The following is a 12,719-nucleotide window of genomic DNA, read 5'->3' as shown; positions in this document are numbered from 1 at the left end:
AAAACAAGGATTCAAAACGCAAACACCCAGCCTACTTCTCTACTTATTAAAAATAGAAAAGTGACTGGGTGTTTGTATATATCACGAAAGATATTGAACTATCTTCCATAAGTTCATTCTACTTGTTTTTTTACTACGGATAACTTTATTCCGGTTAACTAGTACAAATATGAGCATATGTATTAGAAAAATTCTTGTTCTTTAAATCATTTGTATCAATTAAGAATTCTAGATCTCCAGCATCCCACCAACACATACCTACTTCATCTATAGAACCTATTTTTAAAAGGGAATGCCAATTCTCAATACCCTTTTTATGCATTTCTTTATTAGAATTGTATTCTCTTAATTGTGGCAACACACAAGTTCCCAATGTTTTTGCATATTCTTTTTTACCTTCAGCAACCACTTTATCTATCTTTTTCAAAAGGTCTTCTTCTTTCATGTAAGAATGAAATAACAAATTCTCTAATCCATTGCGACAGAAATAAGCATCTTCTTTCGGATCACCCGCGTATGTATCACTATTCCCCCATAGTCGATCAGTATGATAACATAAAATTTCGTATACATCTTCGTAATCTTCTAATAGGATTTCTTCAAGTTCACTTTCAGATGGTATATGTACCTTCGCTATAAAGGAAATTTGATGCGATATAAAATCTCTATTTTCAAAATCAATCTCTTCTTTACCTTCTGGCGGAAGAGTTTTTTGTAGGTCATTAAAATCACCATTGTAATAAAAAATTTTATGATCAACATCGTAAGCAGGTTCATCTAACCCTAAAAAGAAATACAATATGCCTTCTTGAGGTAGCTCATTTACTACATTTCGCGGAAGTTCAGACAAATTGATTTGTGCAATAAACGTCCAATATTCCCCATCTTCATCACAAGGCCATTCTATAGAAGAAGGTAAATCTGGATATCCTGCAATTCTACTGTTACCGATTTTTTCATAATTCTCTTGTTCTCCTAGCACAAGCTCAATACTCGCTTCAGCATGTTTGTTAAGCTGAGCTTTTATTTCCTCAAGACCGTACTCTTTTATAATATTATCTAATTCCATTTGTAGACTTTTTGGTAGCATTTTTTCCCCTCCTAATTATTGTTATTTCCAGTTAAATACAACTAACAAAATCATACCATAATTTTACTTTCGTCTACCGCTGTAAGCGATTAAAACAGAGAAAAAAGAGCATTCGTTATTGTACGAATGCTCTTTTTCTATGTATGCTTCTTTTATTTCATCATTTGCTTAACGAGTTCTCGGTTACGCTGTTTAAACATTTCATTATTTGAAGAAACCATTGCATGATCACTTGCATTTGGCTCGATAAATGGTTTTGCTTTATTTACAGCATTTGCCGCATCTTGGAAAGCACCAGCTATTAAATGCACTTTCCCTTCGTACTTTAAAATATCTCCAGCAGCGTAAAGTCCAGGTATCGAAGATTCGCTAATAGAATTACCTGCAATATAATAATGATCTGCTATTGCAATATCTAGTTCACTATTCTCCAATAATGTCATATCACGTTCATAACCATGATTAATGATTACCTCATCAATTGATACATACGAAATTTCTCCTGTTTCATGATTCGTCAGTTCAACACGTTCAATCGCTTCATGATTTTCACACGCAATAAGTTTTGTAATCGACGTATTCAAAAAACAAACAGCTGAACTATTCATCAGTTGTGTTACTTGTGCTTCATGACCTGCTAAAGCATCTTTTCTATATGTTAAATAAACTTTTTTCGCAATAGGCTCTAATTCGTTTGCCCAATCTATTGCAGAATTTCCTCCACCTGAAACAATGACTATTTTATCTTTGAAATGCTTTAAAGATTTCACTGTGTAATTTAAATTTGATACTTCAAATCGCTCCGCACCTTCTATCTCTAGCTTTTGCGGTTTTAATATTCCACTTCCCATAGCTACAATAACTGTTTTTGAAAAATGTTTTTGGCCGGAGGAAGTGGTTAACACAAAAATCCCCTCTTGATTCCGAGTGATTGACGCTACTTTTTCGTTCAATACTACTTCTGGATGAAATGTTAGCCCTTGCTCCACAAGCTGATCAATTAATTTTGCTCCCGTAATAGGTGGCTGCCCTCCAATATCCCAAATCATTTTCTCTGGATATACATGTATTTTCCCACCTAATTGTGGTTGAAATTCAATTATCTTCGTTTTCATTTCTCTAAGTCCACTATAAAACGCTGAGTAAAGCCCTGCCGGACCTCCTCCAATCACGGTTACATCAAATAATTCCTCTTGATTCATTTGCGTTCACTCCTCAGCCACCATTTTAATTGATTATCATTATCAGTAAAATATACCTTTTTTCTTTTTAATTTTCAATCAAAATAACTATTGACAATAGAAAAGATGAAATTATATTATTAAAGAATCTATATTGATAATCATTATCATTTTGTAAACTATTAACAATTTTTATATAGCTTACACTATTATAGATATTTCATTGTATACGATCTAAACGACTACGAGAGATTTACAATGAAAAAAAAACACTCATATTATTCGGCCATACGCATCACATAAACTTTTCTAAGAGGAGAATACAACATGAAAAAACTATTCATTTCACTCACGGTTCTATTCGTGCTAGTCATGAGTGCTTGTAGTAACGGCTCTACAGACAAGAAGAACGATTCAAGTGCAAAGGAAAACAAATCAGGAACGATTACGTACCAATCTGAAAATGGTAAAGTTGAAGTTCCCGCAAATCCAAAACGCGTTGTTGTCCTGTCCTCATTCGCAGGTGACGTAATGTCTTTAGGCGTAAATCTTGTTGGTGTAGATTCATGGTCTAAAATAAATCCACGTTTTGAAAAAGAGTTAAAAGATGTTGCAGAAGTGTCCGATGAAAATATTGAAAAAATTATTGAACTAGATCCAGATTTAATTATTGGTTTATCTAACATTAAAAACATCGATAAGTTAAAGAAAATCGCTCCTACTGTAACGTACACATATGGAAAAGTTGATTACTTAACACAACACTTAGAAATCGGAAAACTATTAAATAAAGAAAAAGAAGCAAAAGCTTGGATTGATGATTTCAAAAAACGTTCTGCAGCAGCAGGAAAAGATATTAAGGCAAAAATTGGTGAAGACACAACTGTTTCTGTTTTTAACAAATTCGACAAACAACTTTATGTACTCGGCGATAACTGGGGCCATGGAACAGAAATTCTTTATCAAGAAATGAAATTAAAAATGCCTGAAAAAGTTAAAGAAAAAACATCAAAAGATGGTTACTTTGCATTATCTGCCGAAGTTCTTCCTGAGTACGCTGGAGATTATATGATTATAAGTACAAACAATAAATTAGATAATTCATTCCAAGAAACAGAATCTTATAAAAACATTCCAGCAGTAAAAAACAATAAAGCTTTTGAAGTAGATGACAAAGAATTCTACTTTAATGATCCACTTACATTAGATTTCCAATTAGATTTCTTTAAGAAAAGCTTTCTTGGTAAATAATACAAAAAAGAGGAATTCTTAAAATAAGGATTCCTCTTCGTTTATTCTATAAAAAGAAAAGATGTGAAACTGATGAAAAAAGATAATCTACGTTCCACTTCCTTTGTATATAAGTTCATTTTAAGTATCATCGCGTTCTTTATTATATTTATGATTGCGTTGGTATTTGGAGCGGCAGATACTACTGTAAAGGATGTATGGATGGCGCTTACTTCTAACGCAAGTGGCGAAAAAATCTCCGTCATCCGTGAACTCCGCTTGCCACGTGAAATTGCAGCAATTTTTGTGGGGGCAGGACTCGCTGTTTCTGGTGCAATTATGCAAGGGATCACCCGAAACCCACTTGCAGACCCAGGATTACTTGGACTAACTGGTGGTGCCAATGCTGCCTTGGCAATTACAATTGCCTTTATCCCTTCTGCAAACTATGTTTATATGATGATTGCTTGTTTTATCGGAGCAGCTGTCGGAGCCATTATGGTATTTGGAATTGGAATGATGAAAAAAGGTGGACTTTCTCCTCTTCGAATTGTACTAGCTGGTGCTGCTGTCTCTGCATTCTTAATCGCCATTTCAGAAGGAGTCGGGATTTATTTCAAAATCTCACAAGATGTATCCATGTGGACTGCAGGAGGCGTAATTGGAACATCGTGGAGTCAATTACAAATTATCGTTCCTGTTATTTCAATTAGTATCCTAATTGCCCTCTTATTTGCAAAACAGTTAACGATTCTTAGTCTAAGCGAAGAAGTGGCAGTTGGGTTAGGTCAAAAAATAATCGTCATCAAAACAATTCTTTTTATTGTCATCATCCTTCTCGCTGGTGCCTCTGTCGCACTTGTTGGAAACATGGCATTTATCGGTTTAATGGTTCCTCACATGGTTCGTCCAATTGTCGGACCAGACTATCGTTTTGTTATACCGATGTCTGCCATTGCCGGAGCCTCTCTCATGCTATTAGCGGATACACTTGGACGTACAATTAACGCTCCATACGAAACGCCAATCGCAGCGATTATCTCAATAATAGGTCTACCATTCTTCCTATTCATCGTACGTAAAGGAGGAAGAGCATTCTCATGATTCAACAATCTATAACAAAAAAACAACGCGTCATTGTATTGGCATTACTCATACTCATTATCGCTACGATCGCAATCGGAATGGGCCTAGGGGATGCTTCTCTATCCTACGATAGGCTGATACCAACCCTTCTTGGTCAAGGTACGTTTAAAGAAGAATTTATTTTATTTTCTCTTCGATTACCTAGAATTGTAATTACACTATTAGCGGGTATGGCACTTGCATTATCGGGTACTATATTACAAGGCATTACCCGAAATGATTTAGCTGAACCTGGCATTATCGGCATTAACTCCGGAGCAGGCGTCGCAATTGCGATTTTCTTTTTATATTTTCCAATACAAGCCGATTCATTTGTTTATTTACTACCAGTTATTGCTTTTATCGGTGCTTTCATTACTGCCTGTCTCATCTATGTCTTTTCATACAGCAAAACTGCTGGACTTCAACCTGTAAGATTAACATTAACAGGCATTGGATTTTCATTCGCGCTTTCTGGCGCAATGATTGTACTGATTTCATCTGCTGAACGCACGAAAGTAGACTTTATCGCAAAATGGATCGCCGGAAACATTTGGGGAGATGATTGGGTCTTTGTTTTAGCACTCCTTCCGTGGTTAGCTGTGCTGATTCCATTTACTTTCTATAAAGCAAATCGATTAAATCTCCTTGCACTTAACGAACATGTGGCAATTGGTGTTGGTGTTGCACTTGAAAAAGAACGCCGCTCCCTCCTTTTAGCAGCCGTTGCATTAGCAGCTTCTGCCGTTTCGGTCACAGGAGGAATCGCCTTTATCGGACTCATGGCTCCTCATATTGCAAAATCTTTAGTAGGGCCTAGACATCAACTCTTCATCCCTGTTGCCATTTTAATTGGTGGATGGCTATTGTTATTTGCTGATACAATTGGCCGGCATATCGTTGAACCAAGTGGTATTCCTGCGGGGATTATGGTTGCTTTGATTGGTGCTCCTTATTTTATGTATTTGTTGTTGAAGAAATAAAAAAATCCCTTGAGAATGGAGTTGTTCTCGAGGGATTTTTTATTCTCTTATTACTAGTTTTACTGTTGACCATATCCTTCAAACTTTTTAGCCAATGTTGCCATCTCTTCCTCTGGCAACAATTTTGGTTCTCCAATACACTTCGTTTGATAATAAATTTGCGCACAAAATTCAATTTCCTCTGCAACAGTAAACGCCATTTTTATATTATGCCCGCCTGCAATTAATCCGTGGTTTGCAAGGAGAACTGCACGACGATCCACCATTCCTTCATATGCTGCTTCTGCTAATTCTTTCGTTCCAAATGTTTCATAAGGTGCACAGCGTACATTCGGTCCTGCAAAGGCGATTAAGTAAGATACTGCTGGAAGTTCCCATCCTAATGATGCAATTGTTTTTGCATAAGGCGAATGAGTGTGCACAAGCGCATTTATATCCTCACGCTTTCTATAATAAATAAGATGCATATCTAATTCACTTGAAGGCTTTCTCTCACCTTCTACAATCTCACCATCTAAATTCAGAACAACTACATCTTCAGTTTTTGTCTCAAAATAATCTAAACCACTTGGGCTTATCGCGACAAGCCCCTGTTCACGATTAAAGATACTAATATTACCGCCAGTCCCCTTTGTTAATCCACTAGCGATCATTTTCTTTCCGTACGCTACAATTTCTTCTCTTTCTTGTTGTAGTAACATATACATACATCCTCCTCGGTAAGAGACTTGTTACGGCTAGTTTACTAGAATGACTGTCGTACCATATTCTCTATAGCTCGTCATACATTCTTGCTGCAGCGGTGTCAGTGGTGCAAGCTCATCTGTAATAACTTTTGTAAATTCTCCGCAAACGGTGCACGAACAATGCCCTTTTCTGTAATGATTGCCGTAATATTCTCATGCGGCGTTACATCAAATGCTGGGTTGTACACTTTGCTTTCTTTTGGCGCTGAATATTGTCCAAAACGATTAATCACCTCAGAAGCATCACGCTCTTCAATCGGGATATCTTTTCCTGTCTCTGTTTTTACATCAATTGTTGGTGTCGGTGCCGCTACATAGAATGGAATGTTATAGTATTTCGCTAGAATTGACACACCTAACGTTCCAATTTTATTCGCTACATCACCGTTGGCTGCCACGCGGTCGCAACCAACAATTACAGCATCAATCTTTCCTTGTGACATAACCATCGCTGCCATATTATCGGTAATCACTGTTACATCAATACCAGCTCGCTGCAATTCTAATGCCGTTAACGTAGACCCTTGTAATCTAGGACGTGTCTCATCAGAATAAATCTTTAAATCCCAGCCCTTTTCCTTCGCTAAATACATCGGTGCTGTCGCTGTTCCGTATTTCGTTGTAGCAAGCGCTCCGGCATTACAATGCGTTAATACGCCCATACCATCTTGAAATAGCGTTAATGCATGCTCACCAATTTGGCGGTTAATCTCTTCATCTTCTGTATGAATCGCTTTCGCTTCTTCTAACAATCTATTTTTCAAATCTACAATAGATAAATGAGCATGTTCTTTTGCGATATTCTCCATTCTCTCAAGTGCCCAAAATAAATTCACCGCTGTTGGTCTTGATGTCGCTAAATAAGCGCATACCTTTTGCACCTCTTTTATAAAAGATTCCATGGAATCTTCAGATGCTTCTTTCACTCCTAGATACACGCCGTACGCTGCTGAAACACCAATTGCTGGTGCTCCGCGTACTTTCATGACTTGAATTGCATCCCACACACCCTCAGCAGTTGTAAAAGATTCATAGACAACTTCATTCGGTAATAGCGTTTGATCTAACAAAACTAAAGCATCATCTTTCCACTGAATCGGTATCAATTGCTCTGACATGATCTTCTCTCCCTTACTTTGCGCTATGCACAGCTTGTTCTTTTAACGTTTGTAAAAAATCAGCGCCTGTTTTATGTTTACTTGCTTGTAAAATAAATAATTTCGCTGCTTGCAGGCAAATCCGTTCTGCTCTTGCACGATTTTCGTCATCTATAATTGATGTAATATCCTTCACCTTCGCCAATCCAACAATACGGCGAATTAACTCTAAGCCAGTCACAGCCGCTGTATCCTCTAACACAGACTGTAAATACCAGCGATCAAACCCAGGTTCCTTTGCCATAATCTCTGTCACATGAGTACTCCAAGCTTCTAAAAACTTTGTTCCAAATAGATCAATCACATCTGTAATCGTAGACTCTAACCAGCTCATATAAGCATCTTTCTCTGCTCCAGCAGCCATTGTTGCCTCCGCATTTACCCATGCAAACATTAAGTTGGCCATCACGTTTCCAATGTCATAGCCCATTGGCCCGTAGAAAGCAAACTCTGGATCAATCACCTTTGTAGAATCCTTTCGTACAAATACAGACCCAGTATGTAAATCACCATGCAATAACGCCTGTGCATTCGTCATAAACGAAAACTTTAGCTTCGCCACTTCCATACGTAGGACGTCATCACTATATATATGTTCTCGAATCCACCCTTCATTTAAAGAAAACAACTCGTTGCGCTTGTTATGATCTGTAAACGGTTCGGAGTACACAAGGTCTTCTGTAATCTCACATAGCTCTGGATTTATATAATTTTCCACAAGATCCTTCTTCTCTTTATGATTCATCACCACATCTGATGTTAATAAAAGTGTGTTCACCATAAACGTCGTCAAATCATCTGCAAGCTTCGGAAAAACTTGATGATTCATAAGTGCAGTTCGCAAAATTGTATGATCAGATAAATCCTCCATCACACAACAGTTCATCACACGATCAAACAAATACACATCCGGCACAAGTTCAGGTGCCAGCTTCCCCTCTAGCTGCAGCACATCCGACTCAATGCGAATCCGGTTCGTAGACAACTTAAACTCATCCGAAATACGTGCCGTATCCCCGGCTTGCTTCACAATAACAGAACTTCCATTCTCCTCATCCCAAACACGAAACACATAATTTAAATTGCCATCCCCAATTTCCTTGCAACGTAAATTTTGTGCATTTTCAAATGCAGGTAACTTCTCTTTCACATACTCGATTACATCATGAGCTTCCATTAAAAAATACTTCGTGAACTTAGACATGGTTTCTCCCTCCACACTAAATGTAAGCGTTTTCCAAAAGCCGTAAAAAATAATAGATTGATAGTATTTTATTCAATCTATGTGATAGGTTGTTTTGAATCAGATTTTGTTTGAAACGAACATCTCGTTTTTATTATAGCTTGTTGGGGGTGGGAGTCAATATTTTCCTATATGAAAACGAGAAGCTGTTTGTATTTTAGCGCTTCTCGTTTTCTTTTTTTATTTATTTCAATATGTTTTTGGATATAATAATGCTCACAGTTAAATATGATATAGCTTATTGTGTTTTATTTATGATACGGTTCACCGTATTATAAATAACGTTTTAAATATTCGCTAGATGTTCTGCTTTAGAGATATTCTTACAACCAAATCTTTCAAATCACCTTGGTTCAAGTAGCTTTCCTTAGTTCGCGCATCTCTTAATCATTTATCCCACTCTTAATATAGTGATAAAGCTTACTATCAATGGATTGCTCCATAACCATATTCATATGAACAACCGGAAGTTCTCGTCCATTCTTATCTTTCATTTTATCTTGTTGAACACTATTTTTATCAGGATTTGCCTTACCTAAATAGTAAAAGTCGCTTCCTTCATCGTCATCCTTTTTCACAAAGATATGAATATCAATATTGTTTTCTTTTGCCTCAATAATCTTTTTAACTTCTTCTGATTCCAAAGATCTATTACTTCTTGTATACCATTTAAGAACTTCTGGACTGAGAAACTCATCTCCATAATTCACACTGGATTCTACCTCATCGTTTTTATGATATGTAATAAATATCGGACAAGTATGGTGTTTTGTTTTGTATCCATACATAGTTGAACTTTCATCATTATTCCAATTCAAAAGCCTACAAGCATCTTTTCTTGTATACTTTTCATACAACGTAAATCGCTTATTACCTTGATATAATTTGCTCTTTTTTTTTGCACTTTGAATAATGTCGATAATCATATTTTTGAAATGACTATTTGAATTTATACTCTCTATGATCGATTCATTAAATATAAAAGAATCATCTTTATAGAGAATAATGGGTTTTTCTCCATATTTGACCTTATATGTTTGTGTGAAAAAAGACAAATCAAAAATGCGCCGCACTGATGCCATCGTATCATCATCTATTTGACAATTAGATTCAGCTAAATAATTGAGATATTCAACCTTTTCCTGATGTAATAATAAATCTAACAAAATAATTTCATGCTCACGCTTTCCGTTCAACACCTCTAATGAAAGCATTGTTAAAACTTTATTTTCATAGCTAGTTAATGTAGAAACTTCTTCTTTCATTTTTAATAAAAATTGTTGGTAATTCGAATATCTCTCTACAATGACCACGGGATCAATAGAATGATTTAGTACAAAGTCATATAAATATGGAACTCTACCAATTCTATTTTTCAACTCGACAAAGGCTTCTTTTAAGATCTTCATTGTCGTTAAATTATTGTTATTAATCGCTTTAAAGATTTGTTTTTTTGCTATTTCTTCAAAGTTAACCGTTGAGATGCCTTTAATATAACTTGTATCCTTCATACGTCGGCGTATATTGTCTTTGTTTTGTGATTTGTCTCCCGAAAGAGCAACTGGAATTAAATAGTTATTTTTATAGTTACCAATAAAATCAATGATCGTAACAAAATCCTTCGAATCATGTTTACGGAGGCCTCGTCCTAGCTGTTGTATGAAGATGATACTCGACTGAGTTTGTCTTAACATGACGACTTGATTAATGCTGGGAATGTCGATTCCCTCATTAAAAATATCCACAGTTAAAATATAATCCAGTACACCGTTTTCTAATTCGTTTACTCGTAGTTCTCTTTCTTCTTGAGAATGTTCACCAGTTAATGCAACTGTACGAAAACCTTTTTCGTTCAATGCCAGAGATAACTTCTCCGCTTCTTCTTTTCTACTGCAGAATATCAATCCTCTTATTTTTTCACCAGAAAAACCATAGTATTGAATCTTTTCAATCATATGATCTACACGCTCTTTTGTTACGAGCCTCGATAAAAGTGCAGTATCATCAATTGTCTCTCCATTATATTCAAGATCTGTCACTCCAAAGTAATGAAAAGGACAAAGCATATCTTCTTCAAGTGCTTCGTGTAAACGAATTTCATAAGCAATATTATAATCAAATAGTTCATAAATATTAAAACCATCTGAACGTTCCGGGGTAGCAGTCATTCCCATGAGAAATTTAGGTTTAAAATAATCCATCACCTTTTGATAAGATTGGGCACCTGCTTTATGAACCTCATCTATTAAAATATAATCAAATGCTTCAGGGTCGAACTGATACAAGGTTTCTTCTTTTGAAATGGTTTGGATCGTAGCAAATAAATACTTAGCATCTGTTTGTTTATTTGAACCTGATAAGGTCCCAAAGTCTTCTTCAAGCCCACCAAGAACTCGTTTGAAATCTGATTTTGCTTTCTTTAATATTTGCTCTCGGTGAACAATAAATAGCATGCGTTTAGGAGCAAAACGTCTCACATCAAACGCTGATAGATACGTTTTCCCCGTCCCCGTTGCCGAAATAATCAATCCTTTTTCTTTACTAGCTTCTCGTACCGCTTGGATTCCTTGTAGTGCCGCTTGTTGCATTTTATTTGGCACAATTTTCAGAGCTTCTTCAATAGAATTGGGTTGGTATGGGGTAGGGAACTCAGTTACTTGACCTATTACTCTACTATCTACAATCTGGGTGTATGTCTTTTCATAATTAGCAATCCATTCTTCCGTCAATGTTTGGGCATCTTTCCATACCTCTTCAAATTGATTTTTGAAGTGATGGACGATTTCACCGTCTTCATGTGAAGTCAGCTTTACATTCCATTCATAGTTTACTTTCAATGCATGTGCAGTTAAGTTAGAGCTCCCGACAATTAACGAATAATGGCTTTCATTGTTAAATATATATCCTTTCGAATGAAAACCTGCTAAATCTGTCAATTTCACTTCTACATTCGTAATTTTCAGTAGTTCTCTAAATACTTTAGGTTGATTGAAATTTAAGAACGTTGATGTTAATATACGCCCTTTTATTCCTTTTCGCTTTAAATCAAGAAAATGAGATTTAAGAGTAGCTAGTCCACTTTCAGTAATAAAAGCAACTGAGAAAATAAAGGACTGACAAGTATCGAGTTCTTCTAACAATGACGTTAATACATTTTCATTTTTTTTCGTATTATTGACTAATAGCTTCGGTTTATAACTTCCAGATTTACTATACTTTTGATCGATAAATCCCTTATGTAAGGATGCTTCTAAATTTTGTATAAAATTCACCATATGATCCCCATTCATTTACAGTTATTTGTGTTCATTTTAATACTCGCTGTATTGGAGATCAAATATTTTATGGAATTAAAAAAGCTATTCACATACAGTGAGTAGCTTGATGTACTTTTCTATAATATTAATTCACCAAAAGTCCCTTTGATAACTTTTCAATTGCAGGGATATCTGCCGGTGCCCAATCTAAAGATTTCAATTCATCTGGTGACAACCATTTAATCGATACATGCTCAGTTAAAACTGGTTTTCCTTCGATAAGCTTGCAATAAAATGTAGTTAAATGAACAATTCCAAAATCATATTCATATACAGTATGTTCAACTTGATCACCAATCTCTATTTTACAATGCATTTCTTCGCTTATTTCACGTCGTAATGCTTCTTGAGGTGACTCTCCTTCTTCTATTTTTCCACCCGGGAATTCCCATTTAAGAGGTAATGATTTAGCTGAACCTCTTTGTGCACATAAGATTTTCTCGTTTTCAATGATTACTGCTCCAACAACATGAATATCCTTTTTCATAATATCCTCCTTATACAGAAACTATATAATTCTCGATTTTCACACTTAAAATACGAGTAATTCTTTTTATTATAACTTAATTTTTTGAGTAGCTGAAATAAGAGTAAATAACAATACTTCAAGCCATCAAATAGTACTGAATTGTACCATGGCACTGCTT

The 12,719-nt window shown here is 35.8% G+C and carries 10 protein-coding genes; 3 read left to right on the top strand and 7 right to left on the bottom strand.

What is annotated here, in order from left to right; translation table 11 throughout:
* Window positions 1–154: 154 nt before the first annotated feature.
* Together QRE67_RS02225 and QRE67_RS02220 are read right to left on the bottom strand one after the other, a co-directional pair.
* Window positions 155–1,090 (bottom strand): DUF1963 domain-containing protein, encoded by a 936-nt coding sequence (locus QRE67_RS02225; RefSeq protein ID WP_286123344.1) that lies wholly within the window; start codon window positions 1,088–1,090, stop codon window positions 155–157.
* Window positions 1,091–1,242: 152 nt separating this feature from the next.
* Window positions 1,243–2,292 carry an NAD(P)/FAD-dependent oxidoreductase gene (locus QRE67_RS02220; protein ID WP_286123343.1) on the bottom strand — a complete coding sequence of 350 codons (1,050 nt, stop codon included), beginning with the start codon at window positions 2,290–2,292 and terminating at the stop codon, window positions 1,243–1,245.
* Window positions 2,293–2,598: 306 nt separating this feature from the next.
* Between QRE67_RS02220 and QRE67_RS02215 the strand changes: the two genes are divergently transcribed.
* The 3 genes from QRE67_RS02215 to QRE67_RS02205 are packed head-to-tail and all read left to right on the top strand — an operon-like array spanning window position 2,599 to window position 5,609.
* Window positions 2,599–3,522 carry an iron-hydroxamate ABC transporter substrate-binding protein gene (locus QRE67_RS02215; RefSeq protein ID WP_286123342.1) on the top strand — a complete coding sequence of 308 codons (924 nt, stop codon included), beginning with the start codon at window positions 2,599–2,601 and terminating at the stop codon, window positions 3,520–3,522.
* Window positions 3,523–3,570: 48 nt separating this feature from the next.
* Entirely contained in the window at window positions 3,571–4,605 is a 1,035-nt protein-coding gene (locus QRE67_RS02210; protein ID WP_286125173.1) for a FecCD family ABC transporter permease, read from the top strand.
* A complete protein-coding gene (locus tag QRE67_RS02205; RefSeq protein WP_286125172.1) occupies window positions 4,605–5,609 on the top strand; it encodes a FecCD family ABC transporter permease in 1,005 nt (334 codons plus the stop codon). Before QRE67_RS02210 ends, QRE67_RS02205 begins: the two co-directional genes overlap by 1 nt.
* Before the next feature lie 59 nt (window positions 5,610–5,668).
* Here the strand turns inward: QRE67_RS02205 and QRE67_RS02200 are convergent, their stop codons facing one another.
* From QRE67_RS02200 to QRE67_RS02180, 5 genes are all read right to left on the bottom strand, one after another.
* Window positions 5,669–6,310 carry an L-fuculose-phosphate aldolase gene (locus tag QRE67_RS02200; protein ID WP_286123341.1) on the bottom strand — a complete coding sequence of 214 codons (642 nt, stop codon included), beginning with the start codon at window positions 6,308–6,310 and terminating at the stop codon, window positions 5,669–5,671.
* 104 nt (window positions 6,311–6,414) lie between these two features.
* Window positions 6,415–7,473, bottom strand: coding sequence for an S-methyl-5-thioribose-1-phosphate isomerase (mtnA, locus tag QRE67_RS02195; protein ID WP_286123340.1), 1,059 nt, complete (start codon window positions 7,471–7,473; stop codon window positions 6,415–6,417).
* A 13-nt stretch (window positions 7,474–7,486) separates the two neighbouring features.
* The gene (gene mtnK / locus QRE67_RS02190; protein ID WP_286123339.1) at window positions 7,487–8,716 is read right to left on the bottom strand and encodes an S-methyl-5-thioribose kinase; all 1,230 of its coding nucleotides are present in this window, start codon (window positions 8,714–8,716) and stop codon (window positions 7,487–7,489) included.
* Between the two features lie 422 nt (window positions 8,717–9,138).
* A complete protein-coding gene (locus QRE67_RS02185) occupies window positions 9,139–12,030 on the bottom strand; it encodes a DEAD/DEAH box helicase (RefSeq protein ID WP_286123338.1) in 2,892 nt (963 codons plus the stop codon).
* Window positions 12,031–12,157: 127 nt separating this feature from the next.
* The gene (locus QRE67_RS02180) at window positions 12,158–12,559 is read right to left on the bottom strand and encodes a (deoxy)nucleoside triphosphate pyrophosphohydrolase (RefSeq protein ID WP_286123337.1); all 402 of its coding nucleotides are present in this window, start codon (window positions 12,557–12,559) and stop codon (window positions 12,158–12,160) included.
* Between the last annotated feature and the right edge of the window lie 160 nt (window positions 12,560–12,719).

The sequence above is a fragment of the Bacillus sp. DX3.1 genome (assembly GCF_030292155.1).
Classification (GTDB): Bacteria; Bacillota; Bacilli; order Bacillales; family Bacillaceae_G; genus Bacillus_A.
Note: the sequence above shows the minus strand (reverse complement) of the source record. Positions and strands in the feature narration are given on the sequence as shown.

Excerpts from the sequence above, each read along its gene's own strand:
- QRE67_RS02225 (WP_286123344.1), bottom strand. The coding sequence starts at position 1,090 with ATGCTACCAAAAAGTCTACAAATGGAATTAGATAATATTATAAAAGAG.
- QRE67_RS02220 (WP_286123343.1), bottom strand. The coding sequence starts at position 2,292 with ATGAATCAAGAGGAATTATTTGATGTAACCGTGATTGGAGGAGGTCCG.
- QRE67_RS02215 (WP_286123342.1), top strand. The coding sequence starts at position 2,599 with ATGAAAAAACTATTCATTTCACTCACGGTTCTATTCGTGCTAGTCATG.
- QRE67_RS02200 (WP_286123341.1), bottom strand. The coding sequence starts at position 6,310 with ATGTTACTACAACAAGAAAGAGAAGAAATTGTAGCGTACGGAAAGAAA.
- mtnA (WP_286123340.1), bottom strand. The coding sequence starts at position 7,473 with ATGTCAGAGCAATTGATACCGATTCAGTGGAAAGATGATGCTTTAGTT.
- mtnK (WP_286123339.1), bottom strand. The coding sequence starts at position 8,716 with ATGTCTAAGTTCACGAAGTATTTTTTAATGGAAGCTCATGATGTAATC.
- QRE67_RS02185 (WP_286123338.1), bottom strand. The coding sequence starts at position 12,030 with ATGGTGAATTTTATACAAAATTTAGAAGCATCCTTACATAAGGGATTT.
- QRE67_RS02180 (WP_286123337.1), bottom strand. The coding sequence starts at position 12,559 with ATGAAAAAGGATATTCATGTTGTTGGAGCAGTAATCATTGAAAACGAG.